This window comes from Curtobacterium citreum (assembly GCF_006715175.1).
Taxonomy (GTDB): Bacteria; Actinomycetota; Actinomycetes; order Actinomycetales; family Microbacteriaceae; genus Curtobacterium; species Curtobacterium citreum.
The window spans coordinates 812,571-839,068 of record NZ_VFMQ01000001.1 but is presented as its reverse complement, the minus strand read 5'-3'; the positions used below and the strand labels follow the sequence as shown (position 1 = coordinate 839,068).

Annotated in this window: 24 protein-coding genes; 9 read left to right on the top strand and 15 right to left on the bottom strand. The window is 73.6% G+C overall.

The genetic code is table 11. The features are described from left to right. Window positions 1-282: 282 nt before the first annotated feature. Window positions 283-1,176, bottom strand: coding sequence for an alpha-E domain-containing protein (locus tag FB462_RS04100; RefSeq protein ID WP_141860345.1), 894 nt, complete (start codon window positions 1,174-1,176; stop codon window positions 283-285). Between the two features lie 176 nt (window positions 1,177-1,352). Here FB462_RS04100 and FB462_RS04095 point away from each other — a divergent pair, with 176 nt between their 5' ends. Continuing rightward, window positions 1,353-1,868: a MarR family winged helix-turn-helix transcriptional regulator gene (locus FB462_RS04095; protein ID WP_058740595.1), complete on the top strand. Its 516-nt coding sequence runs from the start codon at window positions 1,353-1,355 to the stop codon at window positions 1,866-1,868. A gap of 9 nt (window positions 1,869-1,877) precedes the next feature. After that, the gene (locus FB462_RS04090; RefSeq protein ID WP_141860343.1) at window positions 1,878-2,099 is read left to right on the top strand and encodes a hypothetical protein; all 222 of its coding nucleotides are present in this window, start codon (window positions 1,878-1,880) and stop codon (window positions 2,097-2,099) included. A 6-nt stretch (window positions 2,100-2,105) separates the two neighbouring features. Here the strand turns inward: FB462_RS04090 and FB462_RS04085 are convergent, their stop codons facing one another. From FB462_RS04085 to FB462_RS04060, 6 genes are all read right to left on the bottom strand, one after another. Further along, complete coding sequence (locus FB462_RS04085; RefSeq protein ID WP_141860341.1) at window positions 2,106-2,948, bottom strand: NAD(P)-dependent oxidoreductase; 843 nt, start codon at window positions 2,946-2,948, stop codon at window positions 2,106-2,108. A gap of 129 nt (window positions 2,949-3,077) precedes the next feature. After that, a complete protein-coding gene (locus FB462_RS17195; RefSeq protein WP_167510002.1) occupies window positions 3,078-3,704 on the bottom strand; it encodes a M23 family metallopeptidase in 627 nt (208 codons plus the stop codon). 395 nt (window positions 3,705-4,099) lie between these two features. After that, the gene (locus FB462_RS04075) at window positions 4,100-4,507 is read right to left on the bottom strand and encodes a hypothetical protein (RefSeq protein ID WP_141860339.1); all 408 of its coding nucleotides are present in this window, start codon (window positions 4,505-4,507) and stop codon (window positions 4,100-4,102) included. A 121-nt stretch (window positions 4,508-4,628) separates the two neighbouring features. Then, the gene (locus FB462_RS04070; protein WP_229666970.1) at window positions 4,629-5,342 is read right to left on the bottom strand and encodes a lysophospholipid acyltransferase family protein; all 714 of its coding nucleotides are present in this window, start codon (window positions 5,340-5,342) and stop codon (window positions 4,629-4,631) included. A 135-nt stretch (window positions 5,343-5,477) separates the two neighbouring features. Then, on the bottom strand, window positions 5,478-7,295 hold the full coding sequence (gene recQ, locus FB462_RS04065) for a DNA helicase RecQ (RefSeq protein WP_114850183.1): 1,818 nt from the start codon (window positions 7,293-7,295) through the stop codon (window positions 5,478-5,480). A 9-nt stretch (window positions 7,296-7,304) separates the two neighbouring features. Next, complete coding sequence (locus tag FB462_RS04060; RefSeq protein ID WP_141860337.1) at window positions 7,305-8,429, bottom strand: CPBP family intramembrane glutamic endopeptidase; 1,125 nt, start codon at window positions 8,427-8,429, stop codon at window positions 7,305-7,307. 36 nt (window positions 8,430-8,465) lie between these two features. Here FB462_RS04060 and FB462_RS04055 point away from each other — a divergent pair, with 36 nt between their 5' ends. Next, window positions 8,466-9,425 carry an EamA family transporter gene (locus tag FB462_RS04055; protein ID WP_141860335.1) on the top strand — a complete coding sequence of 320 codons (960 nt, stop codon included), beginning with the start codon at window positions 8,466-8,468 and terminating at the stop codon, window positions 9,423-9,425. Between the two features lie 32 nt (window positions 9,426-9,457). Here the strand turns inward: FB462_RS04055 and FB462_RS04050 are convergent, their stop codons facing one another. Then, on the bottom strand, window positions 9,458-9,895 hold the full coding sequence (locus tag FB462_RS04050; RefSeq protein ID WP_141860333.1) for a GNAT family acetyltransferase: 438 nt from the start codon (window positions 9,893-9,895) through the stop codon (window positions 9,458-9,460). A gap of 85 nt (window positions 9,896-9,980) precedes the next feature. On the opposite strand from FB462_RS04050, the gene FB462_RS04045 reads away from it, so the two are divergent. Both FB462_RS04045 and FB462_RS17190 read left to right on the top strand, forming a co-directional pair. Next, complete coding sequence (locus FB462_RS04045) at window positions 9,981-10,787, top strand: class E sortase (protein WP_229666968.1); 807 nt, start codon at window positions 9,981-9,983, stop codon at window positions 10,785-10,787. Further along, on the top strand, window positions 10,784-10,960 hold the full coding sequence (locus FB462_RS17190; RefSeq protein ID WP_167509945.1) for a hypothetical protein: 177 nt from the start codon (window positions 10,784-10,786) through the stop codon (window positions 10,958-10,960). Before FB462_RS04045 ends, FB462_RS17190 begins: the two co-directional genes overlap by 4 nt. A 104-nt stretch (window positions 10,961-11,064) precedes the next feature. Here the strand turns inward: FB462_RS17190 and FB462_RS04040 are convergent, their stop codons facing one another. From FB462_RS04040 to FB462_RS04025, 4 genes are all read right to left on the bottom strand, one after another. After that, on the bottom strand, window positions 11,065-14,067 hold the full coding sequence (locus tag FB462_RS04040) for an AAA family ATPase (protein ID WP_141860331.1): 3,003 nt from the start codon (window positions 14,065-14,067) through the stop codon (window positions 11,065-11,067). Further along, window positions 14,067-15,230, bottom strand: a complete 1,164-nt coding sequence (locus FB462_RS04035) for a metallophosphoesterase family protein (protein WP_141860329.1) — start codon at window positions 15,228-15,230, stop codon at window positions 14,067-14,069. Before FB462_RS04035 ends, FB462_RS04040 begins: the two co-directional genes overlap by 1 nt. Window positions 15,231-15,294: 64 nt before the next feature. After that, window positions 15,295-16,392, bottom strand: a complete 1,098-nt coding sequence (locus FB462_RS04030; RefSeq protein ID WP_141860327.1) for a S24/S26 family peptidase — start codon at window positions 16,390-16,392, stop codon at window positions 15,295-15,297. A gap of 18 nt (window positions 16,393-16,410) precedes the next feature. Further along, a complete protein-coding gene (locus FB462_RS04025) occupies window positions 16,411-17,013 on the bottom strand; it encodes a TasA family protein (protein WP_114850189.1) in 603 nt (200 codons plus the stop codon). A 188-nt stretch (window positions 17,014-17,201) separates the two neighbouring features. On the opposite strand from FB462_RS04025, the gene FB462_RS04020 reads away from it, so the two are divergent. Together FB462_RS04020 and FB462_RS04015 are read left to right on the top strand one after the other, a co-directional pair. Continuing rightward, window positions 17,202-17,672 carry a MarR family winged helix-turn-helix transcriptional regulator gene (locus FB462_RS04020; protein ID WP_114850190.1) on the top strand — a complete coding sequence of 157 codons (471 nt, stop codon included), beginning with the start codon at window positions 17,202-17,204 and terminating at the stop codon, window positions 17,670-17,672. A 49-nt stretch (window positions 17,673-17,721) separates the two neighbouring features. Continuing rightward, complete coding sequence (locus FB462_RS04015; protein WP_114850191.1) at window positions 17,722-18,231, top strand: mycothiol transferase; 510 nt, start codon at window positions 17,722-17,724, stop codon at window positions 18,229-18,231. A 110-nt stretch (window positions 18,232-18,341) separates the two neighbouring features. On the opposite strand, the gene FB462_RS04010 is transcribed toward FB462_RS04015, so the two are convergent. Both FB462_RS04010 and FB462_RS04005 read right to left on the bottom strand, forming a co-directional pair. Beyond that, window positions 18,342-20,432 carry a DEAD/DEAH box helicase gene (locus FB462_RS04010; RefSeq protein WP_141860325.1) on the bottom strand — a complete coding sequence of 697 codons (2,091 nt, stop codon included), beginning with the start codon at window positions 20,430-20,432 and terminating at the stop codon, window positions 18,342-18,344. A gap of 219 nt (window positions 20,433-20,651) precedes the next feature. Next, window positions 20,652-21,506: a PPK2 family polyphosphate kinase gene (locus FB462_RS04005; protein ID WP_114850193.1), complete on the bottom strand. Its 855-nt coding sequence runs from the start codon at window positions 21,504-21,506 to the stop codon at window positions 20,652-20,654. Window positions 21,507-21,602: 96 nt separating this feature from the next. Here FB462_RS04005 and FB462_RS04000 point away from each other — a divergent pair, with 96 nt between their 5' ends. Together FB462_RS04000 and FB462_RS03995 are read left to right on the top strand one after the other, a co-directional pair. After that, the gene (locus tag FB462_RS04000; RefSeq protein WP_141860323.1) at window positions 21,603-22,631 is read left to right on the top strand and encodes an alpha/beta hydrolase; all 1,029 of its coding nucleotides are present in this window, start codon (window positions 21,603-21,605) and stop codon (window positions 22,629-22,631) included. Window positions 22,632-22,749: 118 nt separating this feature from the next. After that, window positions 22,750-22,986 (top strand): hypothetical protein, encoded by a 237-nt coding sequence (locus FB462_RS03995; RefSeq protein WP_114850195.1) that lies wholly within the window; start codon window positions 22,750-22,752, stop codon window positions 22,984-22,986. Window positions 22,987-23,070: 84 nt separating this feature from the next. Here FB462_RS03995 and FB462_RS03985 read toward each other — a convergent pair whose 3' ends face one another. After that, window positions 23,071-26,454: an efflux RND transporter permease subunit gene (locus FB462_RS03985; RefSeq protein ID WP_141860321.1), complete on the bottom strand. Its 3,384-nt coding sequence runs from the start codon at window positions 26,452-26,454 to the stop codon at window positions 23,071-23,073. Window positions 26,455-26,498 lie beyond the last annotated feature (44 nt).

Here is a 26,498-nt window from a genome sequence, read left to right as displayed (position 1 = left end):
GAACCGGTCGCCTGCTGCCGCCGAGCGTGACAGGAGTGGCCCGCTCGCGGTGCGGTGACGCGAGGCGGGCCCAGGGACGGGGACAGGGCGGACGGGAGGCGCGTGGCGGGCCCGCACCGTGCCTCCACGCCGTCACCACCCGGCCCCACCGCCGCCGGTCGCGCCGCGAGCGGGCAGGACGCGCCGCCCGTCGTCCGCCGAGCGGGCGGAACTGGTCGCCCGCGGTCGGCGAGCGTGACAGAAGTGGCCCGCTCGCGGAGCGACGGGTGAGCGGCGGGGCCGTCAGCGCGCCGGGACGGCGGCCGCGAACACGCGCTCGTCGAGGGCCGCCACCACGGCGTCGACCGCCGCGGCGAGACGCGCCGTCACCGTGCGCGGCCACGCGTCGGGCTGCTCGGCGTCGGGGTGCTCGAGCGCGGCGCGTGCCCGGCGGAAGGCCTCGACCTCGTCCGCGACGCAGGCCGGCGCGACGTCGGCCAGGCAGTCGTCCGCCCGCTGCGCGAGGAACGCGAGCGACCGCGGACTGTGTCCGTCCCGGAGCAGGAAGCCCGCGACGCTCGCCGGGTCCGTCGCACGGTGGTCGCGGCCTCGTCGGAAGGCCTCGACGGCGCCGCAGGCCCGGAGCGCGGTCGCCCACGAGTGCGGCGCAGTGGTGTCGACGAGGTCCGAGGCGAGGAGCCGCGCGGTGGCCCCGCAGCGCAGGAGCGACCGGCCGAGCGTGAAGAACTCCCACACCTCGTCGCGGCTCGCGTCGCCCTCGACGACCCCGACGGCCAGGGCACTCCGCTCGCGCACCCACGCCAGGAACTCGTGCGCGCGTTCGACCGACACCTTCCGCGGCATCCGGGACCGGGTGACGTCGAGGCAGTCCCAGAGCTCCGTGGGGACGACCTCGCGGGCCCGGCGGGCGTCGTCCCGGGCCACCGCGACCGCGGACGCGACGGAGGCCGGCTCGTGACGGTCGAGCGCGAGCGACTCGATCGTCGCGGCCCGTCCGGCTCGTCCCGGGCCCTGGGCGCCGAGCACCGCGCGCAGCGCCGACGCGACCGCCGGGTCCTCCCCCGCGGCGACGACGTCCGGGCGGACGACGTACACCTCGAGCATCCGGGCGACGACGTCAGCACGCTCGACCGCGGTCCCGACGCGGAACACGCTCCCCGCGAGTCGGCTCAGCACGTCGGCTCCTGCATGGGGTGAACCTACTGAGGGGTCGTTGCGCTGGTGTTACGGGCGCGCGTCACCGGTGTTGCACCACTCGCGGAGCGCGCAGAGCGGCCACCGGGTCGCTGGGAAGTGCATCGGTTCCCGCGCACTCGCTAGACAATCTAACTAGAGCGTCTAGCATTGTCCTCATGACGACCGAGGTGACGGACACCACCACGGGCTTCTGGTATGGCAAGGGTTCCAGGGTCGACGCGGTGGACGTCCTCAATGCGCTCCGCAGGTACCGGAGTGCCGAGAGCGCTGCCCAGCGACGGGCACGCGAGGCGCTCGGCATCGGCGAGAACGCCCTGCTCGCGCTGCGCATCCTGCTCGACGCCGAGGCCACCGGCCGCGCGGTGAACTCGAAGGAGCTGGCCGACCGACTCGAGATCACGCCGGCCTCGACGTCGGCGCTCGTCGACCGGCTCGTCCGCAGCGGACACGTCGAGCGGCACGCCGACCCGCACGACCGCCGCGGGGTCATCCTCACCGCGTCGGGTGGCTCGATGCGGCAGGTGCTGCAGGTCATCGACGAGCTCGACACCCGCACGCTCGAGGTCGCCGAGCACCTGCCCCAGTCGGACATGGGCGTCGTGGTCGCGTTCCTCGAGGAGATGGCCCGCGTCGTCGACCAGGACGATGACGAGGACGAGCGGTCCGCGTAGCCTGACGGCATGCGCGCGACCGACGACCCCGCGGCGGTGCCGGCGCACGACCCCGAGGACGACATGCCCCTCGCGGAGCTCGACGCCCGTGCCCGCGCGGACGCCGCCCTCCGGCGCATCCAGGCCGGGGCCGACCCGGCGCGCGAGGCGTTCGACCTCGCGAACACGATGAACTACGAGGCCGTGGGCCGGCTCACCGGCGCGCTGCGGCGCTGGCTCCACCGGCCCTGACCTGCGTCAGAATGCGGTGCCGACCGCCGCGATGTCGTCGCCGCCGTGCCCGTCCGCGCTCGCCTGCGCGTAGACCCGGTCGATGCCGTCGAGCAGCTCCGTCGAGACCCCGGCGTCCCGCGCGGCGTCACGGATGAGTCCGATGTCCTTCCGGATCCCGTCGAGCGCGAACTGCGGCGCGAACTCCCCAGACAGCATGGCCTCGCCCTTCGTGTGCGCGTAGGGCGAGTCGCTCGCGGTGCCCTCGATCGCGTCGAGGAACAGGTGCGGGTCGAGTCCGAGCGCGCGGGCGATGGCGAGGGACTGGCCGGTCGCCGCCGTGATGGCGGCGACCCAGGCGTTCGCGGCGAGCTTCAGCGCGGTGCCGTCACCGACCCGCTCGCCGGCCCGGACGGTCTTCGCGCCGATCGCGTCGAGCACCGGGTCGATCCGGTCGACCGTCACCGAGGGGCCCGCGGCGAGCATGGTGAGCTTGCCCTGCTCCGCCGGGCCCTTCGTCCCGAGCATCATCGCCTCGACGAGGGTGATGCCGTACTTGCCGGCGAGCTGCACGACGGTCTCGGTACCCGCGACCCCGATCGTCGAGGCCTGCACCCACACAGCGTCGGTCGGAGCGTCCCCGGCTGCGGCCTCGAGCACGTCGACCACCGCGTCGGTGTCGAACAGCGTCAGGAGGACGACCTCGGCCTCCGCCACCGCGGCGGACGCGTCGCGCTCGACCGTGGCGCCGTCGTCGGCGAGCGGTGTGGCACGGTCGGCGTTGCGGTTCCAGACCGTGACGTCGTGTCCCTCGCGGAGCAGCGACCGCGCGACCCCTGCCCCCATCGTCCCTGTGCCCAACACCGTCACGCGCACGTGCGTCTCCGTCCTCGGACGACGCCGTGCCGTCCTCGGTCCGACGCTACGCCCCGGGTGTGGACGGGTCCCGGTCAGTCCGTACAGCCCACGGCCGCGGGCGCGGGCGCCGGGCAGCCCGGGTCAGAGCAGCCCGCGGGCAGCGAGCCACGGTGCAGGGTCGACCGGGGCGCCGCCGAGGATGACCTCGAAGTGCAGGTGCGCTCCGGTCGAGATGCCGGTGCTGCCGACGGCGCCGACCGGTTCGCCGACCGCGACCTGGCGCCCGACCACCACGTCGATGCGGGACAGGTGCGCGTACCGCGTCTCGGTGCCGTCCGGGTGGCGGAGCAGCACCTGGTTGCCGTACCCGCCGAGGACCCCGGCGGACACCACCGTGCCGGACATGACCGCGACGGCCGGGGTCCCGGCGCGGGCGGCGAAGTCGAGTCCGTGGTGGTCCGTCGAGCACGCGCTGCACCCGTCGACGTGGCGACCGCCGAAGCCCCCGGCGGTGGGGACCGTGCCGTCGACCGGTCGGACCACCGTGACGTCGGAGCTGATGCGCGGCCCACGCCGGAAGTCGTCGCGGACCGAGAAGTCGTCGCGCTGCACGTCCGGACCCGCTCCCGCCGCGACGGCGTACCACTGGACGGTGCCCTGGGGTCCGGTGGCCGCCGGGAGTGTCGCGTCCAGCGCCTGCGCCGGGGTGGACACCGAGACGACGAGACAGGCGGACAGGGCGGCGGCCGTCACGGACAGCCGGGGCACGCTCGGCGTGTGGCTGACAACGGCGCGGAGCACCGCCCGCGCCGGGTCAGCAGAGGGGGGTCGGAACCGTGGGGCGCGGCACCGGGCGACAGACCGCTCGCGGGCGAGCGCGGCACGCCGACTCGATGGGGACGAAGAGGAGCAGGAGGAGGAGACCGGCCGAGCCGCCTGCGGGAGTGGCACCGGGACGGCGGCAGGGGGGACCGCCGCCCCGGTGGTCGAGGGGCGTCGCGGGGACGCCCGGATGGAGACCGGGGCGGCAGCAGGGGGGACTGCCGCCCCGGTGGTCGTGGGACCGGGACGCACCGACCGGGATCGTCGGGCGCCGGCGGCGTGCCGTGCGGCGGCTCGCGGGCGGAGGACGGGGTCCGGTGCGGTCATCGCGGTGGCCCGGGTCAGGCGCGGACGACGCCGTCGCGGGTGATCCGGTCGAGCTCGCCGACGACGGCGTCGACGACCGCGCGGGTGATCGCGTCGGCGACGGCCTCGACGAGGGCGAGCTGCTCGGTCGACACCGCGTGCTCGGCGTCGAGCGCGGCACCGAGTCGGGCGGGGATCTCGTCGATCGCGGCGACGAGCACAGCGGGCACGAGTGCCGATGCCTGCGGCGTGACGGGCGCGGACAGCGGGGACGACGGGACGGGCGCGGTCGCGAGCGGGGCGGACGCACGAGCCGCGGGGGCGAGTGCGGCAGGCGCGGGAGCTGCTGGGGTGGGGCCTGTCACCGCGGGGACTGCGGGTGCGGAGACTGCGGGTGCGGACGTCCGGCGGGAGACGGCGTCGAAGAGCGGGGTGGAGGACATGCTGCGTGCCTTCTGGTCAGGGTCGGCGCGGCCCGTTCCTGTCGGGCCGCTCGGTCACGTGCCGCTCGGGCACGGACCGATTGAACCACTGATATTCCAGATGTGCAATAGGCGTTCTGGGTCAGTCCGGTTCGACGGCCTGCTTCGGGTCGTCCCGGCGCAGCACCTGCTTGACCCGCTCGACGATCGTGGCGGGCGGGTTGTTGTACGCGTTCGCCGGCTCCTGGCCGCTCAGGGCCTGGATCGCCGCCATCACCGCGTCCGTGGCGTGCCGTCGCGCGCGCCCGGACGAGGCGTCGCCGAACGAGGACAGGTCCATCGGCTCACCGAACTCGATGGTCACCTTTGCGAGCTTCGGGACGCGCGAGCCCACGGGCTGCACGTGCTCGGTCCCCGTCAGGGCGACGGGCACCACCGGGGCGCCGCTCGTCAACGCGAGCCAGGCCACGCCCGTCCGGCCCTTGTAGAGCCGCCCGTCGAGGGATCGGGTGCCCTCCGGGTAGATCGCGAAGGCCTCACCGGCCTCGAGCCGCTCGAGCCCGAGGTCGAGGGCGTGCTGCGCCGCGGCTCCCGCCCCACGCTCGACGCCGATCGCACCGATGCCGCCGAAGAACGCCCGGGACACCGCGCCGCGCAGACCCGTCCCGGTGAAGTACTCCTGCTTCGCGAGGAACGACACCTTCCGCGGAGCCATGAGCGTGATCGCCGGAGAGTCGATGAACGAGCGGTGGTTGCTCGCGAGGATCACCGGTCCGTGCTTCGGGACGTGCTTCCTGCCGATGATCCGCGGACGCCAGAGCATCCGCGCGAGGGGCGTCACCACGGCACGGCTCATGGACGTGGCGAGCTTGGTCGAACCGGGCACCGGACCTCCTCGTTGGCGAGTACCCGAGTGTAGTGAGCGCCCGCGGAACCGCATGCCGCCGACGGAATGTTTCCCAGCCGGTGCGGCCGGCCCCGGTCCCGCCGCTCAGTCCGCGTGCGCCGCGACCACGTCGAGCACCGCGCGACCGTACCGCTCGAGCTTCGCCGTGCCGACGCCGGAGATCTCGGCGAGCTCGTCCTGGTCGGCGGGCTTCACCGCCGCGATGCCGCGGAGCGTCGCGTCGTTGAACACCACGTAGGCGGGGACGCCCTGTTCGCGGGCCTGCCCGGCACGCCAGGCACGCAGGGCCTCGAACAGCCCGACGGCCTCCCGCGGCATGTCCGTCACGACCGTGCGACGGGTGCGCGACGACCGGGTGGACTGCACGGGGTCGCGGCGCATGAGGACCTGCACGCGCCCGCTCAGGACTTCCGCACTGGTCGGGCTGAGCACCACCGTGCCGAACCCGTCGCCGGAGACCGCGGCGTAACCCTGCGCCAGCAACTGCCGGGCGACGGCGCGCCACTCCCCCTCGCTCAGGTCGCTGCCGATGCCGAACGTGGCGAGCTGGTCGTGTCGGAGCTCCTGCACGCGCGGCGACTGCTTGCCGACCAGGATGTCGACGAGGTGTGCCACGCCGTACCGCTGCCCGCGCTCCCGGTCGAGCCGGACGACCGTCGACAGCAACTTCTGCGCGGGGACGGTGCCGTCCCAGGGCTCCGGCGGCGCGATGCACGTGTCGCAGTTGCCGCACGGCGTCGACTCCTGCCCGAAGTACGCGAGCAGCCGCACCCGGCGGCACTCGATCGTCTCGCACAGGGCGAGCATCGCGTCGAGGTGTGCACTGAGCTGCCGACGGTGTGCGGCGTCGCCCTCGGACTGGTCGATCATCCGCCGCTGCTGCACGACGTCGTTCAGCCCGTACGCGAGCCACGCGGTCGAGGGCAGCCCGTCCCGCCCGGCACGGCCGGTCTCCTGGTAGTAGCCCTCGACCGACTTGGGCAGGTCCAGGTGCGCCACGAACCGGACGTCGGGCTTGTCGATGCCCATGCCGAACGCGATGGTCGCGACCATGACGACGCCGTCCTCGCGCAGGAAGGTCGACTGGTTGCGTTCGCGGACCTTCGCGTCGAGCCCGGCGTGGTACGGCAGCGCCGGGATGCCCTGCTCGGCGAGGGCCGCCGCGGTGCGCTCGACCGAGTTCCGGGACAGGCAGTACACGATGCCCGCGTCACCGCTGTGCTCGGTGCGGATGAACGTCAGGAGCTGCTGGAGCGCCCCGGTCTTCGGCTCGATCCGGTACTGGATGTTCGGTCGGTCGAAGTCGGCGACGAAGTGCGCGGCGTCGTCGAGGCCGAGGCGGGCGGAGATCTCGCGGTGGGTCTGCGGTGTGGCGGTGGCGGTCAGGGCGATCCGCGGCACCGTCGGCCAGCGCTCGTGCAGGACGCTCAGCTCGAGGTAGTCCGGCCGGAAGTCGTGGCCCCACTGGGCGACGCAGTGCGCCTCGTCGATCGCGAACAGCGCGATCCGCGCGCGGTCGAGCAGGGAGCGGGTGGACTCGAGCCGCAGTCGCTCGGGCGCGAGGTAGAGCATGTCGACCTGCCCGGACACCACCGCGCGCTCGACCCGGGCGCGCTCGTCGGGTCCCTGCGTCGAGTTGAGGAACGCCGCCTGCACGCCGTTCGCCGCGAGGGCGTCGACCTGGTCCTGCATGAGGGCGATGAGCGGCGAGACGACGACCCCGATGCCGTCGCGCACGAGCGCGGGCACCTGGTAGCAGAGCGACTTGCCGCCGCCGGTCGGCATCAGGACGAGCGCGTCGCCGCCGCCCACCACCTGGTCGATGATGGCGGCCTGCTCACCCCGGAAGGCGTCGTACCCCCAGACCCGGTGCAGGACGTCCAGCGCGGGCGTGGAACTCATGCCACGAGCCTACGGGCGACGGGCGACACCCACCGCACTGTCCACAGCGGCACCCGTGCGGTCGCCGGACCCGGCCGCGTCGTCGACGCGGGCCGGTGCACCCGCCCACCCCGCGCCTCCCGGCCGGAACCAACGCGACCCACCTGCGAAGGCCGGCGGCGTCCCCCGGAAGCGGGGCGCCTCGTGACCGGCGAACCGCCGGTCCAGCTTCCGCCACCGCGCGAGCACCTCGACCATCCCCCAGTACAGGAGCGAGGTGCCGAGCGTCACGAGCCATCCGCCCACGGTGCCCTGCGCGTCCTGCGACGTCAGGTCGATCCGCGACCAGCCGGGCGCCTGCAGCACGAAGATCATGATGTTGTTGAAGGCGTGCTGGAGCACCGTCGCCTCCATGCCGCCGGTGCGCAGCACGATGATCGCGGCGACGAGACCGAACGAGCCGACGTCGAGGATGCCCCAGACGTTGTAGCCGTTCGGGATGTGCAGCAGCGCGAACACGACGGTCGAGACGCCGACCGCCACGACTGTGCCGACGAAGCGGACCGGGATCCACGAGCCGATCGTCTGCATGAGGAAGCCGCGGAAGACGTACTCCTCGGCCGCACCCTGGAACGGGACGAGCAGCACGACCAGGACGATCGTCAGCGTGAGTGTGCTGACCGAGACGGTCGACTGCCCGATCGCAGCGTGGTCCCAGCCGAACCCGCCGTCGAACGTGAACATGCCGATGGTCTGGACCGAGAACATGATCGCCGCGATGACGAGCGTCGGCAGCAGGCACCACGCGGTCCAGCGCCAGCGCACCCGGAAGCGCGTCGACGACAGGACGTTCGCCGGGCCGAGCTTCGCGACCTTGACCGCGAGCAGGATGCCGGGGAGCAGCACGACGAGCGACACCAGGGACAGCGACAGGATCAGCGGATCGGTCGGGTCGAGCGCGCCGCTGGCCAGGTCCTGCTGGAAGCGCATCAGCCCCTCGGGTCCCTGCGACGCCCCGATCGGGACGAAGTAGGCGACCGCCAGGACCACCTGCGTCGCGACGTACCACCCGGCCAGGACCGCCAGCGCGACGAGCGGGCGCCACCACCGCCAACGGGCGTCGACGCGGGGCAGGCGGTGGTACGGAACGCTCACGCTGCGCAGGCTACCGGGCCGGGCAGGATGGGAGCCGTGCTCACCGTGCTGCTCGGCCTGACCGGGGCCGTCGTCTACGGCGCCGCCGACTTCCTGGGCGGCGTCGCGGCCCGGCGGCTGCGCGCCGTCACGGTCGCCGCGGCCGCCGCCGCGGTCGGGCTGGTGCCGCTCGCGGTCGGGATCCCGCTCGTCGGCGCGGATCTGACCGGATCGGCCGTCGGGTGGGGGCTCGTCGCGGGGCTCTCCGGCGGGGTCGCGGTGCTGCTGCTCTACCGCGCGCTCGCGATCGGTCCGATGAGCGTCCTGTCGCCACTGACCGCCGTCTTCGCGGCCGTCGTGCCCGTGGTCGTCGCGCTCGTCCGGGGCACGTCGCTGTCGCCGACGGCGTGGGTCGCGCTCGTGGTGGCGGTCGTCGCGGTCGTGCTCGTCGCGGCGGTGCGGGACACCTCCGGCGCGCGGGTCACCCCGGCCGGGCTGGTCACGGCAGCCGTCGCGGGGTGCGGGTTCGGTGGGATCGTGCTCGCCTACGACGCGGCGCCGGACGGCTCGGGGGTCGCGCCGCTGCTCGTGGCGCGCGGGGTGCAGACGGTGCTGCTCGGGGCGGCTGCGGTGGTGGTCGCGGTGCGGTCCGGCGCGTCGGGTCCGGCGGGTGCAGCGCTCGCTGTCGGTGCGTCGCGTCCGGTGGGTGCTGCTGCAGGGACTGGAGGCACGGTGCGCGTGGGCAGGTCGGCACGCGCGGGTGCGTGGTCGCGTCGCGTCGTGGCGACGGTCGTCGCCTGCGGGGTGCTCGACGCGCTGGCGAACGTGTGCATCCAGGCGGCGCTCCGCGCCGGGGACGACCCGTCGACGCTGCCGGTGGTGAGCGTGCTCAACGCGCTGTACCCGATCGGCACGGTGGCGCTCGCGGGTGTGGTGCTGCGGGAGCGCCTCACGCCCGTGCAGTGGAGCGGGATCGGGCTCGCGTTCGCGGCGGCCGTCGGGCTCGCGCTCGCGTGAGGCGGGCGGCCGTCTGGCTCGCGCGGGTCGGGTCAGTCGTCCGCGATCAGTCGCTTGCCGAGCGACACCGCGTGGTCCTCGGCGTACCCGAGCGAGGCGTAGAACCCGAGCACCCGCTCGTTGCCGGCCCGCACCTGGACGTTGACCTTCGGGCAGCCGCGCGCGAGCAGCAGCCGTTCGAACTCGGCCATGAAGGCGCGGCCGAGCCCGGTGCCCTGCTGGTCCGGGTCGACGGCGAGGTAGTTCACCCAGCCGCGGTGGCCGTCGTAGCCGGCCATGCCGGCGCCGACCAGGGTGGGGGCAGCGGCGTCCGAGGACTCGGCGACCAGGAAGAGCTCGGGCTGCTCGGCGGTCTTGCGGGCGATGTCGCGGTACGGGTCGTTCCACGGGCGGAGGAGTCCGCACGCTTCCCACAGGGCGACGACAGCGGCGGTGTCGTCCTCAGCGAAGGTTCGGAAGCGGTACGACATGTCCACAGGCTAGCGCGGCCCCCACCGGACGGACGCTCACGTCTGCTATACCTGTTCGACCACCGCACCTCGGACCAGGAGCCCCGTGACCGCACACGACACCATGCCGTCGGGGCTGTCTCCGTCCGGTGACGAGATCCCGGAGCGCCCCCGCCGGCGCCGCCCGAAGCAGACGGTCGGTGGCGCGCTCGTGTCCCTGCTCGCCGAGCTGCTCATCATCGCGGGCGCCGGCACCGGGCTCTACGTGCTCTGGACCGCGTGGTGGACCGACGTGGTCGCGGTGAACGAGCAGACCGCCCTCGTGCAGGACCTCAAGCAGACCGCGGTGCCCAAGACCGCGGGGACCGAGCACCGCGAGGCCGCTCCCGTCCTGGCCGAGCCTCCGGGACTGTCGACGGTGTTCGGCACGATGCAGATCCCCCGGTTCGGCGCGGACTACAACCGCCCGATCGGTGAGGGCACGGACCGTGAGAAGGTCCTCAACACGATCGGCCTTGGCCACTACCAGGACACCGCGATGCCGGGGGCCGAGGGCAACTTCGCCGTCGCCGGCCACCGCGTCACCTACGGCAAGCCGCTCAACCAGATCGCGGACCTGAAGAACGGCGACTCGATCGTCGTACGCGTGACCGACAAGGCGAAGGACTTCGACGTCTGGTACGTCTACAAGGTCACCGACTCGCAGATCGTCACGCCCGACAAGATCGAGACGATCGCCCCCGTGCCGAACCAGCCCGGCGTGCAGCCCACCGCCGAGGACCGCTGGCTCACGCTCACCGCCTGCCACCCGATGTGGTCGGCCAAGGAGCGGTACGTCACGCACGCCAAGCTCGACTACTGGATGCCCGCTTCGGAGGGCACCCCGAAGGAACTCTCGGAGACGCCGAATTGATCTTCCCGTTCGTCTGGCGCATCCTGCCGGGCCCCGTCGTCCTGAAGGTGCTCGAGCTGCTCGTGCTCATCGCCGCGGTCGTGTGGGTGCTCTTCACCTTCGTCTACCCGTGGATCGCGTCGGACATCCTGCCGCCGCCCGACGGCACGGTGGACGTGTCGCCGTCGCCCTGACGACCGCTCGCGGTCCGCTCCGGACGTGCCGGCCGGGCTCTGCCGTGTCGGGTCGGGCCAGTCCAGTCCGGGCCGGGCCGGGCCGGGCCGGGCCGGGCCGGGCGTCAGACGGTGGTGGTGACGCGGGACCCTCCGCCGGGGGTCCGGCGGACCGCGATGCGCTCGGGGATGCGCTGCTTGAGCTCCTCGACGTGGCTGACGATGCCGACCTGTCGTCCGCCGGCCGTGAGCCGGGCGAGCTGCCCGATCACGTCGTCGAGTGTCTCCGGGTCGAGCGTCCCGAAGCCCTCGTCGACGAAGAGCGTGCCGAGCGCGACGCCGCCGGCCTCGGCCTGCACGACGTCGGCGAGCCCGAGCGCCAGGCAGAGCGACACCGTGAAGGTCTCGCCGCCGGACAGGCTGCCGGGAGCCCGGAGCGTGTCGGTCGTGTGGTCGTGCACGGCGAGGGCGAGTCCGGTCTTGCGGGCGCGTGAACCGGTCTCGCGCTCCTCGGAGGTCTCGAGGGTGAACCGGCCGCCGAGCATGCCCCTCAGTCGGTCGTTCGCGGCAGCGACGACGTCCTCGAACCGCCGCATGAGCACGTACGTGCCGAGGGTGATGCCGCTCGGGTTGACCGAGGTGGACCCGGCGGCGACGTCGGCCAGCCGCACGACCGCGCGGCTCCGGGCGGACGTGGACTCCCGCGCACGGACGGCACGAGCGACGTCCTCGCCGCACCGGGCGGCGGCTTCGAGCCGGTCGGCCGCCGAGACCGCGACCCGGGTGGCGGCGTCGGCGCGCTCGACCGCGGAGTCGCGCGCGGCGACGGCTGCCGTCAGGTCGAGGGGTTCGTCGGCGGTCCGGGCGGCCTCGGCGACGGCCGCCTCGGTGAGGCCGGCGTCGACGACGGCCCGCTCCCGGTCCGCCGTGGCCACGACGGCACGGAGGCGTTCCCCCTCGGCCGCGGGGACGAGTGCCGCGCGGGCCCGCTCGACGGACTCGAAGCCCTGCTCGGCGCAGACCTCGGTGACCTCCGACTGCCGCTCGGCGACGGACGCGGCAGCCGTGGCGGCGCGGACGTCCGCAGCGAGCACGGCGTCGAGCTCCGCGACACGGTCGTCCAGGGCACGCACCGCGTCAGCGAGCGAGCTCCCGCCCGCGGCAGTGTCGGTGCTCGCACTCGTGCCGGCGTCGAGCGCCCCGGTGGCGCGACGGACGGCAGCGTCGACGGCAGCGGTGTCCTGGGCGAGCCGCTCCGACTCGGCCGCGGCGGAGGACACCAGGACGGCGTGCTCGGACGCGACCGTGGTGCGCTCCTGCTCGAGGGCGCGGGTCTGCTCGTCGTGGGCGCTGCGCCGGCGCTCGAGGTCGAGCACCTGGACGGCAGCGTCGTGTGCTGCCCGGACCCGCTCGGCCGCAGCGGTCGCACGGGCCTCGAGGGTGTCGGCGTCGAGGTCGCCGAGCACCGTCCGGAGCCGCTCGTGTTCCTGCTGCGCGAGCGCGAGGTCGGTCGCCGCGGCGGCGAGGGCGGCCTCGGCAGCGCGGGCAGCGGACGCGGCGGACTCGACCGCGTCGGCGGAGGGGTGGTCGTCCTGCGGCACCGCGACGCTCGGGTGCTCGACCGCACCGCACACCGGGCAGGCGTCGCCCGGCTGCAGGGCGGCGCCGAGTTCCCCGGCGAGGCCGGCGATCCGTCGGGCGCGCAGGTCGGTCTCCGTGGCGAGCGCGGCCGTCGCTGCGGCCCGGGCACTCGCGACCGCTCGCTCGGCCTGCTCCTGGGCTCGGGCTGCCGTGACGCGGGTGGACAGGTCGGCCCGGAGCTGAGCAACCCGTTCGACCTCGACCCGGGCGGGCTCGGCGTCGGCGGCGAGGGCGGCGGCGGTCCGGGCGGACTCGACGATCGTCGCGCGCTCGGCCGGACGGCGCTCGAGCGCGTCGACGAGCGCCGCCGACCGTGCCGCGAGGTCCTCGGCTCGGACGGCCGCGTCCGCAGCGCTCCGGCGACGGGTCGCGAAGGTGCGCTCGACCGCGACGAGGTGTCGGACGTCCGACAGACAGTCGGCGAGGGCGGTCCGGAGGCCGACCACGTCGGTGTCGGCGTCGAGCCCGGCACCCTGCCGTTGCGACGCCGCCGCATCCGTCGCCTGTGCGGCACGCGCGCGCGCCGCGTCGAGGGCGTCGGCGCTCGTCGCGACGCGGGTGGCGCGTTCGCCGAGTGCCAGACGATCGCGCGCCGCGGTGACCTCGTCCGCGGCGGCGTCGAGCGCCCGACGACGGTCGAGCAGTGCGGCACGACGTTCGCGGGCGGTGACGCGCTCGCGGACCGACCGCTCGCGCTCTCGGGCCCGCTCGGCGTCGGACACCGCGGCCCGGCGGTGCTCGTCGGTCTCGGCGGCGACGCTGCGGAGACCGGCGACCACGTCGTCGACGGCGCGTTCGTCGGGATCCTCGACCCCGGCGGCCTGCGCGAACCGGGACTGTGCGTCGCGGACGCGGGACTCGGCGCCCTCGACCTCGGCGAGGACCGCGCGACGACGGGCCGCGAGCTCGTCGGCCGTGCGGTCGTAGACCTGCGTGCCGAACAGGGACTGCAGGAGCTTCCGGCGTTCCTCGCCCGGGGACCGCAGGAACCGCGCGAACTCGCCCTGGGGCAACACGACGGTCTGCAGGAACTGGGCGCGGTCGAGCCCGACGATCCGCGTGACCTCGAGCCCGATCTCCGGGATGCGGGACGACACCGGTTCGCCCGCGGGGTCGGCGGGGTGCGCCAGACGGAAGAGCTGGGCGGACGCCTGCTGCCGGACCGTGCCGGTGCCGCGCTGCTTGGGTCGGTCGTACTGCGGGGTGCGCCGGACCCGGAACAGCCCGGCACCCGTCTCGAAGACCAGCTCGACGAAGGGCTCGGTCGCGGGGTCGGCGTGCTGGCTGTGCAGGCGGTCGGGCGTCGAGGACTCCCCCGCGAGGCCGCCGTACAGGGCGAACACGACGGCGTCGATGATCGTCGACTTGCCGGACCCCGTCGGCCCCTCGAGCAGGAACACCCCCGAGGCGGCGAGCGCGGCGAAGTCAATGACGACGGTATCCGGGTACGGCCCGATCGCGCGGAGTTCGAGGCGGTGCAGGTACATCAGCGCGTCCCGTCCGCGTCGAGGGTCTGCAGTGCGGCCTCGTACGCCTCGGTCAGGACCGCCAGGTCGTCGTCGTCCGGCGCCGCACCCGTCGCGAAGGTCACGAAGTCCGCGGCGACCTCGACCGGGTCGGAGGTGGCGCTCACCGCGCGGGCGGCGACGCGCTCGGGGCGTTCCGCGGGCTCGTGCGTGACCGCCAGGGCGAACGGGAAGTGGTCGCGGACGCGGGCGTACATCCGCTCGGGGTGCACGGTGTCGGTGACCGCGACCCGGACCCACGCATCGGCGTCGGCGTGGTGCGCACCGGACTCGATCGCGTCGATCGTGGCGCGGACGTCCACCAGGCGGCGCGGCACCGGTGCCGGCAGGAGCTCGACCGCGACGCCGCCGTCCGCCGCGAGGTCGACGAGGGTCACGCTCTTGCGCTGGTGCCGCTCGCCGAACGAGAACGCGAGCGGGGAGCCCGCGTACCGGATCCGGTCGCCGTCGCCCACCCGCTGCGGCCCGTGCAGGTGCCCGAGCGCCACGTAATCGATGCCGTCGAACACCGTGGCCGACACCTGGTCGACCCCGCCGACACGGATGTCCTGCTCGCTGTCGCTCGGCGCGGCACCACTGACGAAGGCGTGCGCGACGACGACGCTGCGGTGCCCGGGACGCGCGCCGAGGTCGGCGCGGATGCGGTCCACCGCGGCCTCGACGACGGCCTGGTGCGACCGGGCGAGTGGCTCGTCGGGGACCGGAGCGAGGGCGTAGCGCGTCAGGTCGGGGTGCAGGTAGGGGATGCCGTAGACCGCGACCGGGCCGTGGTCGTCGGCGAGGAGCACCGGGTCGGCCAGCCGCGCGGGCTCGGCGACGATGCGGACGCGGTCGTGCATGACCCCGGCGCCGAAGCCGAGCCGTGCCGCGGAGTCGTGGTTGCCCGGCGTCAGGACGACGGTCGCCGTCTGCGCCAGGCGCTCGAGCGTGCGGGAGAGCAGGCGGACGGCGTCGACCGGCGGGATCGCGCGGTCGTAGACGTCACCGGCGATGACGACGAGGTCGACGGCGCGGTCCCGCACGGTGTCGACGAGGAAGTCGGCGAAGGCCGCCTGGTGCTCGAGCAGGTCGGCTCCGAGCAGCGTGCGACCGAGGTGCCAGTCTCCGGTGTGGAGGATCCGCATGCCGTCACGGTAGCGGCGGCCGGGGACATCGCCGGGCACCCCGCGGCGAGCTGTGGAGAGCCGGTCAACTGCACACGTAGAGGATGGTGGCCGACCCCACGGAGAGGGTCCGGTTACCGTCCGCGTACCAGCTGCTCGTCGGCGTGGGGTCGAGGACGCGGATCTTCACGGTCTTGCGCGTGAGGCTGAGCAGCCCGCCGGAGACCGTGACACTGCGGACGCCCGAACCCGCGGTGGCGACCACCTGGTCGTCCAGGAGCACCTGGAACCCCCTCGCGTCCGGCGCGTCGTAGTCCCATGCCACCTGGACGCCAGCCACGCTGATCAGCCCGCAGCGGACGTTCGTCGGGCCGGGCAGGACCGCCGCCACGAGGTTCGAGGTGGGCGAGTTCGTCACCGCACGGAACGGCGCGGCCTCGGCCCGGTGCGGCGCGACCGCCCCGACCCCGCCGAGCACCGTCACCGCGACGAGCAGCGCGCTCCCCTGCCGCAGCGCGACGTGCCGCGCGCCGCCGCGCACGACCGGACCCCGCGCGGACCGCCGCCCGTGGACGCGGGGAACATCGGACGGAAGATGCGGGGCGGAGGTGCCACGGGCCTCCCGTCCGGTCCGACGCAACCCCGCGTCCACCGTGCACAGCGCGAGCATGCCCGCCAGTGCGGCGGCCGCCGCGGCGACCGCGCCCCACCGGCCCTCGTGCGCCCACAGGACCGGCGTGCCGATGAACGGGACCCGCAGGTAGCCGACCCCGTGCACGGCCGAGCGGTCGAGCGGTGTCGAGTCGGCGGCGGGGTTGGCGTCGCCCTTCGTCACGATCGTGCCGTCGGCGCCCGTCTCGACGTACCGGTGCAGTCGCAGGTGCCCGACCTGGTCGGGGTCGTCGGCGAGCAGGACCCGGCCGGGGACGACCTCGGGCGCGGGGACCGGCCGGGAGACGACCACGTCCCCCGGCACCAGCCGCGGTGCCATCGACGCGGTCACGACCGTGGTGGGCTGCCAGCCGACCACGGCCGGGACGGCGGCCCAGAGCGCCAGGCCGACCACGGTCGCGACGATGCCGCGCGCGAGGGTGCCGACCACGACGCGCCCCCAGTCGAGCGCGTCGAGCACGGTGTCCGGACGGGCGTGGCGGTGCTGACCGCCGACGCCGGTGGTGTCCATCACGGTGCCCGTCGCGGATCAGGTGTTCTGCGCCTCCCAGGTGAAGCCGAGCGACGCCGAACCGCCCTGGGCGGTGTTCGGGGTGTCCGGCGACACCGTGTAGGTGAACTTGAAGACCCGGGTCTCGGGGGCGGTGCCAGTGGGCGTCCACGATCCCTTGCCGGTCGCGTACGTCGTGGTGTTCGTGCCGAGCGTCGAGAGCGTCGTCGCGGGGACCACCGAGGCGCCGGACGCCAGGGCGGTGAAGCCGTCGCACGACCCGAAGCCGCCTCCGGTCCCCTGGTCGACGGTCATCGTGATGTTCGCCGCCAGGTCCTTCTGCGATGTGAGGGACGACGTGTAGAGCTTCACCGCGGACGGCAGGGTGCCGCTGGACGTGACGGCGATGCACTTGAACCCGGTCGACCCGGGCTTGAGGTTCGTGACCGTGAAGAGCGCGGTGTTGCTGTCGTCGTCGGACAGGGCGACGCTGCCGGCGGTCCAGTTGCTCGTCGGGTTCGACGTGGTGTCGGAGAAGGCGGAGTACGAGGCCGTCGAGACGACGACCCCCGAGGCGACGAGTGCGGCCGGGACGGCGATCCAGGCTGCGAGCCGGGCAGCACGAGGAGACACACGGGACATGGTTGTCCTCCGAGAGGGGTTCTGATCGGTTTCGGTTCCGGACCCGCGGTGGTTGGTCGCGCTGCGGAACCTGGTGGTTGGGCAACACCGTACGTGCTCCCTGAGCGTTCCACAAGACTCTTTGCGCGTCACTTGCTCAATCGTTCACATACTTGTTGAATGAGGTACATCCTCCCGAGACGAGTCCCATGACGAACACCCTCACCACGCTCACCACCGCCGACCGCCCGGCGCCGGTCGACGACCTGGACCGCGTGCTCCAGGCCTTCCGAGCGCTGCAGACCCAGCACGCGCGGGTCCTGACGCACCAGAGCGCCCTGCGCGGGCTGCACGCGACCGACCTGCGGTTCCTGGTGTTCGTCGCCGGTGCAGACGCGGGCGTCACGCCGAAGCACGCGAGCGACCACCTCGAGCTCACCACGGGTGCGATGACCTCGTTGATCGACCGACTCGAGCAGCGCGGGCACATCGAACGACGGCCGAACCCCGGCGACCGACGGAGCATCCTCGTGCACCTGACCCCCTCCGGGGCCGCGGTCGCCGGCGAGGTCGCGGCACTGTACCGGGAGGCCTTCCGCTCGGGCGTCGACCCTGCCGACCTCGCCCGTGTGGCGGCCGCGCTCGAGGCCGTCGGCAGCGCCCTCGACCGCCGCCGCTGACCGGAGCGAGCCCGTCCGAGCTGCGGGAGGGCCGCGTAGCGTCGGCGGCATGACACCGTCCGAACTCCTCACCGAAGCGTTCTCCCGCGTCCCCGAGACCGTCGCCAGGGCCCTCGACGGCCTGTCCGAGGACCAGCTCGCGACACGACCGGCAACCGGCGCGAACACACTCGCCTGGCTCGCGTGGCACACCGCACGCGGCCAGGACGCGCAGGTCGCGGACCTGGCGGGCAGCGAGCAGGTCTGGACCGCGGACGGCTGGGTCGAGCGCTTCGGCCTGCCGTTCCCCGCCGAGGCCCTCGGCTACGGCATGTCCCGGGACGACGTCGGTCGCGTCCGGGCCTCGGCCGAACTGCTGAACGGGTACCTGCGTGCCGTGCACGAGCGCACGGTCGCCTACCTGGCGACGCTCGGCCCGGAGGACCTCGACCCCGTGGTCGACGACGCGTGGGACCCGCCCGTCACGCGCGGCGCACGGCTGGTCAGCATCCTCGACGACTGCGTCCAGCACGCGGGGCAGGCCGGGTACGTGCGCGGCCTGCTGTTCTTCTCGCGCTGACCCGCCGCGCGTTCTTCGCGAGACGCAACGTGCGAGGTGCGGGAAGACGGACGGGAGGCACGGTGCCAGCTGGCACCGTGCCTCCCGTCCGTTCTCCGGTCGCGTCGCGATCAGCGCGCAGCGAGCTCCGCGACGATCCCGTCGCCCGGGCCGGCCTCGACGAGGTCCGCCTCGATCTCCGCGTTCTCGAGGATGCCCTCGATCTTGCGGCGGCGGCCACGCGGGACGAGCGTCACGACAGTGCCCTGCTTGCCGGCACGGCCCGTGCGGCCCGAACGGTGCAGGTACGCCTTGTAGTCGTCGGGGGCGTCGGCCTGCACGACGAGCGAGACGTCGTCGACGTGGATGCCGCGCGCCGCGACGTCGGTCGCGACGAGGACGTTCACCCGGCCGCTCGTCAGGAGCTGCAGGTTGCGGGTCCGACGGGACTGGTTGAGGTCACCGTGCAGCGAGGTCGCACGGATGCCGGCGTCCTCGAACTGGTCGGCGAGACGCTCGGCGTAGGCGCGGGTACGGGCGAAGACGATGGTCTTGCCGTCGCCCGCGACGAGCTCCTCGAGGACCTGGTCCTTCTGGCGCTGCTCGACCACGAGCACGCGGTGGTCGATCGTCGAGGACGCCTGGTCCTCCCCGGCGACCTCGTGGACGCTCGGCTCGTGCAGGAACTCCGACACGAGCGACGCGACCTGTGCGTCCAACGTCGCGCTGAACAGGAGCTTCTGCGCACGGTCGCCGTGCGGGGTGACCTCGGCCGTGGCCGAGAGGATCTCGCGCACCGGCTCGAGGAACCCGAGGTCGCACATGTGGTCGGCCTCGTCGAGCACGGAGACGACGACCTCGCTGAGGTCGAGCTTCCCCTTGTTCATGAGGTCCTGGACGCGACCGGGCGTGCCGACGATGATGTCGACGCCACGCTCGAGGGCACCCTCCTGGCGGCCGTAGGGCACACCGCCGTAGATCTGCGTCGTGAAGAGGCCGACCGAACGGGCGATCGGCTGCACCGTGCGGTCGATCTGCAGGGCGAGCTCGCGGGTCGGGGCGAGGATGAGGGCGCGCGGGGCACGGCCCATCCGGCGCTTCGTGCCGCCGCCGTGCTCCATGAGCTTCTCGACGAGGGGCGCACCGAAGGCGATGGTCTTGCCGGAACCGGTGCGGCCACGGCCGAGCACGTCCTTGCCGGCGAGCACGTCGGGGATCGTCGCTGCCTGGATCGGGAACGGGCTGGTGGCGCCCATCTCCGCGAGGGTGCGGGAGATGTTGCCGCCGATGCCGAGGTCGGTGAAGCTCACGCCCTCGACGTCGGCCGCGATCGTCGCCTCGGCCTGGAGCTTCTCGAGCTTGACGTCGTCCGCGGGGACGTACCCGGTGCGGGCCTCGTCGCGGGCGTCGCGGCGCTGGGGCCGATCGTCGCGGTCGAAGCGGCGCGGGGCACGGTCGTCCCGGTCGAAGCTGCGGGGAGCGCGGTCGTCGCGACGCTGCGGGCGCTCGTCACGGTCGAAGCGGCGCGGGGCGCGGTCGTCCCGGTCGTCGCGACGGGGAGCGCGGTCGTCGCGGTCGAAGCGACGCGGGGCCCGGTCGTCGCGGTCGAAGCGACGCGGGGCCCGGTCGTCACGGTCGTCGCGACGGGGAGCGCGGTCGTCACGGTCGAAGCGACGCGGGGCACGGTCGTCACGGTCGAAGCGACGCGGGGCCCGGTCGTCGCGGTCGAAGCGACGCGGGGCACGGTCGTCACGGTCGAACGAGCGCCGCTGCGGGCGCTCGTCCCGGTCGAAGCGGCGCGGGGCGCGGTCGTCACGGTCGAAGCGACGCGGGGCACGGTCGTCACGGTCATCACGACGGGGAGCGCGGTCGTCCCGTTCGAAGCGACGCGGAGCGCGGTCGTCCCGGTCGGAGCGACGCGGCGCACGGTCGTCCCGGTCGTACCCGCGTGCACCGCGGTCGTTGCGGTCGAAGCCACGCGCGCCACGGTCGTCGCGACGCTGGCCGCCGTCGCGCGGCTCCCAGTTCGGACGCGCCGGACGCTCGCCCTGCGCCGAACGGCCGCGGCGCTCCTCGGCGTCCCAACGCTGCTTCTGTCGCGGCTGCGACGGGTCGGCGGCGCGGAAGCCGCGGTGCTTGCTGCTCCGCGCGGCGGGGGTACCGTTCGGGTGGCGGACTCGGTCGTCGGCACGCTGACGCGCGCCCTTGTCGTACGGGGCCATGGCTACTTTCCGGGGTGCGGACGTCCGCATGCCCGGCAGCGACATCGGCGCGGAGCTTCGAGCGGAGAGGGGGTTCTTCCCGTCGCGGTTCGACGTGAATCCAGCCCTCGAGCAACACACACCCAAGCAGAATCCGTGATCACAGTGTCACGGTGTCGAAGGCCGACCGCGGGAGTCTACGCGAGATCCGCCGCCACGGCCAGCCCCCCCCCCCCCGGGTCAGGACTCCGCGAGCCGGCGGCGCTCCTCCGCCACGTCGAAGTCCGCCGGCGGCCAGGTGAGCTGCATGTCCTCGAGCGCGCGGAGCAGCAGCTGCTGCACCGCGAGCCGGGCGTACCACTTGCGGTTCGCGGGGACGACGTACCACGGCGCCCGCGCAGTCGACGTGCGGTCGAGGGCGATCTGGTACGCCTGCTGGTAGTCGTTCCAGAGCAGGCGCTCGTCGATGTCGCCCGGGTTGAACTTCCAGTGCTTGTCCGGGCGGTCCAGCCGGTCGCCGAGGCGCTCGCGCTGCTCGTCCTTCGAGATGTGCAGCATCACCTTGACGATCGTGGTGCCCTGCGCGACCAGGTCGTCCTCGAAGTCGACGATCGCGCCGTAGCGACGCTCGATCTCCTCCGGCGGGGCGAACGACCGCACGCGCTGGATGAGGACGTCCTCGTAGTGCGACCGGTCGAAGACGCCGAGCTGGCCGGCGCGCGGAAGCTCGCGTTCGATCCGCCACAGGAAGTCGTGCTCGCGCTCCTCGGCCGTCGGCGCCTTGAACCCGGCGTAGTGCACGCCGTTCGGGTCGACCGCACCGACGACGTGGGAGACGATCCCGCCCTTGCCCGCGGTGTCCATCGCCTGCAGCACGAGGAGTACGCGGCGCACGTCGCCGGCGGTGCTCGCCGCGTGCAGGCGCTCCTGCAGGGCGGCGAGGCGTGTGGCCCCCGCGGCGAGGGACTCGAGCCCGTCGATCTTGCGGCCGGCGAACCCCGGCGTCGAGTCCGGGTCGACGCGGTCCAGGCGGAAGCCCTCCTCGACGCGCAGGAGGGGCTCGGGGTCGGTGTTCCAGGCCTTGCGACGGCTCACGGGGTCCTCCAGCTCACGGGGTCGCCCCCATCCTGGCACCCGCTCGTGGTCCGCGTGGTGCTGGGGAACGCCCGGAGCCGGGTTAGCGTGGACGCGATGAGGTCCCGCCGTCGAACGATGCTCGCGCTCCTCGCCGCGGGCCTGGCGATCGGGGTGCTCGGAGCACTCGGGTCGTGCAGCGCCGACCCGGCCACGGACAGCAACGCGACCGTGACGACGGACCCCGTGATCCACCCGCTGTCGCTCCGCTACCCGGGCATCGACGTCGTCACGGACGTCCCCTACGGTGCGGATGCCCTGCAGCGGCTCGACGTGTGCCTGCCGCCGGACAGTGCCCCGGACACGAAGACGACCCCCACAGCGGCACCGACCCCGTCGCCACGGCCGTCGCCGGCGACCGACGACGCAGCCGACCGCCGCGGTGGACGGCCCGCCGTGATGATGGTGCACGGCGGCAGCTGGTCCCACGGCGACAAGGCCACCGCGGCGTACCGGGCCGTGTGCGAGTACCTCGCCTCCGAGGGCTTCGTCACGGTGAACGTCGACTACCGCCTGGCGCCGACCGACCCCTTCCCCGCGGGTCTCGACGACGTCCGCCGGGCACTGGACTGGGTGTTCCGCCCGTCGACCCTCGCCACGTACGACATCGACGCCGCCCGTGTCGGGGTCTTCGGCGGCAGTGCCGGCGGTAACCTCGTCGCGCTGCTCGCCGTCACCGACCACGAGTCCGCCGCGTACGCCGCAGGTGATCGGATCCGCGCGGTCGTCGACCTGAGCGGGCCGACCGACCTGACCGAGCGGTCCACCCGCGCGGACGGCGTCTCGGCGTCCTTCCAGCGGAAGCAGCTCCTGTACCTCGGCTGCCGGACGTACACTGCGTGCCCCGCTGCCGAGCGCGCGTCACCGACCTCCCACGTCACCCGGGACACGGCACCGTTCTTCGTCGGACACTCCACCGACGAGTTCATCCCGCTCTGGGAGTCCCAGGAGTTCGTGGCGGCGCTCCGTGCCCACGACGTCCCGGTGACGTTCGTCGCGGTGGAGGGGTCGGCGCACTCGATCGCACAGCTCGACCGGGCGATGAGCGAGCGGGTCGTCGCGTTCCTGCACGCACGGCTCGGGTGACGGCGACGCGACCGGACCCGACCGCGACACGACCGGGCCCGGCGGAGCGCGTGCCCCGTGCGGGTGCCACCCGGAGGCGGGCGTGCGCGAGGGTCCCTCGCACCCCCAGACTCCTGGGGTGACCGACACGCCGACCCGCCCCGCGCGCGCCACCTCCGAGTGGCCGCGCCGCACCGCCGCACAGACCGGGACCGAGCTCCTGCTCGGTCTGTCATTCACGGCCACGGTGGCGACGAGCGGCTACGCGGCGGCGACCGGCCACCTCGCCGTGGTCGCCCAGGGCACGGCCGTCGTGTTCCTCGTGACGCTCACGTGCGCGCTCGTCTCCTGGTTCCGGGGCAGCGAGACCCACTGACCGAGTCCGCGACCGGGAGCGTGACCGGGACCCGGACCCGGACCGGGACCCGGACCGGGACCGGGACCGGGACCGGGACCGGGATCAGTGTGACGCGCTGACCCCGCCCGGAGCCGGTTCCCCGGCACCTCCCGACTTCGCCGCCCGACGGTCCGCCCGCCGCTCCCGCGCACCCTCGACGACGGAGTACAGCGCCGGCAGCACCACGAGGGTGAGCAGCGTCGAGGACACCAGACCACCGATCACCACGAGCGCGAGCGGCTGCGAGATGAAGCCCGACTTGCCCGTGAGCCCCATCGCCATCGGCAGCAGCGCGAAGATCGTGGCGAGCGCGGTCATCAGGATCGGTCGGAGTCGCCGCGTCGCGCCCTCGACCAGGGCCTCGCGCACCCGGAGCCCGCGGCGCCGGTACTGGTTCACGAGGTCGATGAGCACGATCGCGTTCGTCACGACGATGCCGACGAGCATGAGCAGACCGATGATCGACGCGACGCCGAGCGGGATGCCCGTCGCGATCTGGAGCAGCACGGCGCCGGTCGCGGCGAACGGCACCGAGAACAGGAGCAGCACCGGCTGGAGCAGGCTCCGGAACGTCGCGACCATGATCACGTAGACGATCAGCACCGCGACGAGGATCGCGAGGAACAGCTGGCTGAACGCGGACGACTGGCTCGACGCGACGCCACCGATCGAGGCCGACGCACCCTTCGGCAGGTCGAGCTGGTCGACCGCCTTCGTGACGTTCTGCACGGCCGCACCGAGGTTCGACGCGTCCGGCGTCACCGTGATGGTGGCGGTGCGGACGGCGTTCGACGTCGTGATCGTCGTCGGGCCGTCGGACTGCTCGACCGTGGCGAGGTCGGACAGCGGCACCTCGCCGGTCGCGGTGGGGATCGACAGGCTCTTCAGTGCGTCGATCGTGGCCGGCGGGTTCGCGTCGGCGATGTACACGTCGAGCGTCGCGTCGTCGATCTCGACGCTCCCGGTGTCCCGCGGTGACACGGCCGCGGCGACGAGCCCGCCGACCTGGGTCTCGGTCAGCCCGCGCTCGGCGGCCGCCTGCCGGTCGACCTTCACGGCCAGGTACGGCTCGGCGGCGGACAGGTTGCTCGTCGCTCCCGTCGTCCCGTCGACCGCCCGCATCTCCTTGAGGACCTGCTGCGCGGCGGTCTGCAGCTCGGCCTGGGTCGGGGCGGTGACGTCCACCTCGATGTCGCTCGAGCCGCCGAACCCGCTGCTCGAGGTCAGCGACACCTCGCCGGCGCCGTCGATCCGGTCGATGCGCTTCCGCGCGTCGGACTGGATGGTCGTCTGGTCGCGCTGCGCGTCGGTCGTGACGTTGTACTGCACCGAGGCCGACGCCCCGCCGCCGAACGCCGCCTGGATCGACTGGCCGCTCGAGCCGATCGTCGTCTGGACGGTCTGCACGCCGGGGACGTCGCGGAGGGCCCGTTCGACCTTCTCGGCCTCGTCCGACTGCACGGCGAGGCTCGTGCCCGGCTTCAGGTCCTGCGTCACGGTGAACGTGTTCTGGCCGGAGTCGCCGAGGTAGTTCGTCTTGACGAACGGCACCGCCGCGGCCGTCCCGCCGAGCACGAGGACGGCGAGCACCAGCACGATCGCGGGCCGCCCGATCGCCCAGCGCAGCACCGGTTGGTACCCGCGGCGAAGCCGGTCGGGAGCAGCGGCGTCGTGCAGGTCCGCGCCGGACGACAGCACCCCGGTCGACGACGCAGACGACGCAGGCGACGCCGACGCCGACGCCGACGAGTCAGGAGACGCGGCCGCACCCGCGTGCTTGTGTCCCTTCGGCGGGCGCAGGAACCAGTACGCGAGCACCGGCACGATCGTCAGCGACACGAGCAGCGACGCGACGAGCGCCATCGTCACGGTGAGCGCGAACGGCCGGAACAGCTCACCCACGAGCTCGGCGACGAAGGCCACGGGCAGGAACACCGCGACGGTGGTGAGCGTGGACGCGGTCACCGCCCCCGCCACCTCGCGCACGGCGTCGAGCACCGCACGCCCCCGGTCGACGCCGGGTTGCAGGTGCCGCTTGATGTTCTCGATCACCACGATCGAGTCGTCCACCACGCGACCGATCGCGATGGTCAACGCCGCGAGCGTGATGATGTTCAGCGTGTAGCCGGCCGCGCGCATGCCGATCGCCGCGAGCAGCACCGACGTCGGGATCGAGATCGCGGTGACGATCGTCGACCGCAACGACAGCAGGAACACGAGGATCACGACGACGGCGAAGCCGAGGCCGAGCAGCCCCTCTTCGGCCAGCGAGTCGATGGACTGCTGGATGTACGGCGCCTGGTCGAACACGACGGTGAACTGCGGGCTCCCCGTCACCTTCGCCTCGATCCCGGGCAGCGCGGCCTTCACCGTCTCCGAGACGTCGACCGTGTTCGCCTCCTGCGTCTTCGTGATCGCGATGGTCAGCGCGGTCTTGCCGTCCACCCGGCTGATCGAGGTCCGCGGCGACTCCGCGATCTGCACGGTCGCCACGTCGCCGAGACGGGTCGGACTGGAGGCACTGCTCGCGCCCGCCCCGCCGGTCGCGGTGGTCCCGGTGCCGGTCTGGCCGGCGGCGGATCCCCCCGCGGTGCCGTCACCGGACGTGGCGCCACCGGACGCGGCCCCGCCCGACGCGGCGGAGCCGCCGGCCGCGCCCGTTGCGGAGCCACCGGCGGACGACGAGGACGACGACGAGGAAGAGGACGAGGACGACGCCGTGAGCGGCAGGTCCTCGATGTCGGCGAGCGAGGCGATGCGCTGCCCGGTCTGCACCGAGAGCGTCGTGCCGTCCTGCGTGATCGTGCCGCCCGGGATGAGCGTGCCGTTGTCGCTCAGCGCGTCCGAGATGGACTGGCTCGTCAGCCCCTTCGCCGCCAGCTCGGACTCGTTCGGCGTGATGACGACGCGGCGCCCCGGGTTGCCGAACACGCTCGCCTGCCGCACGCCGTCGAGCTTCTCGAGGTCGGGCACCGCGGTCGCGTTCAGCCGGTCGACCAGCTGCTCCTGGTTGCCGGAGGCCGTGACGGCGAGCTGCAGCACGGGCAGGTCGTCGAACGACCCGGTGACGATCTGCGTCTGCACGGTGTCCGGCAGCGACAGCGCGTTCACGGCGGTCTGGATCTTGTCCTCGGCGCTCGCCAGGTTCGAGCCGTAGTCGAACGACGCCGACACCACGCTCTGCCCGGTCGACGACGTCGAGGTCGTCGACTCCAGGTTCGGCACGACCTGGATCGCCTGCTCGATCTTCGTCGACACGTCGTTCGACACGACCTCCGGCGTGGCACCGGGGTAGGCGCTGACGATCGCGACCTGCGGGAACTCGACGCTCGGGATGAGCTCCTGCTTCAGGCTCGTGAGCGAGATGCCGCCGAACACCGCGACGACGATGGTGACGAGGGCGATGAGCGCGCGGTTCCGGATGCTGAAGACCGAGAGGAGGTGCACCCGGTGATCCTCCCAGTTCCACCTGCGAACCAGACCCCCCCCAC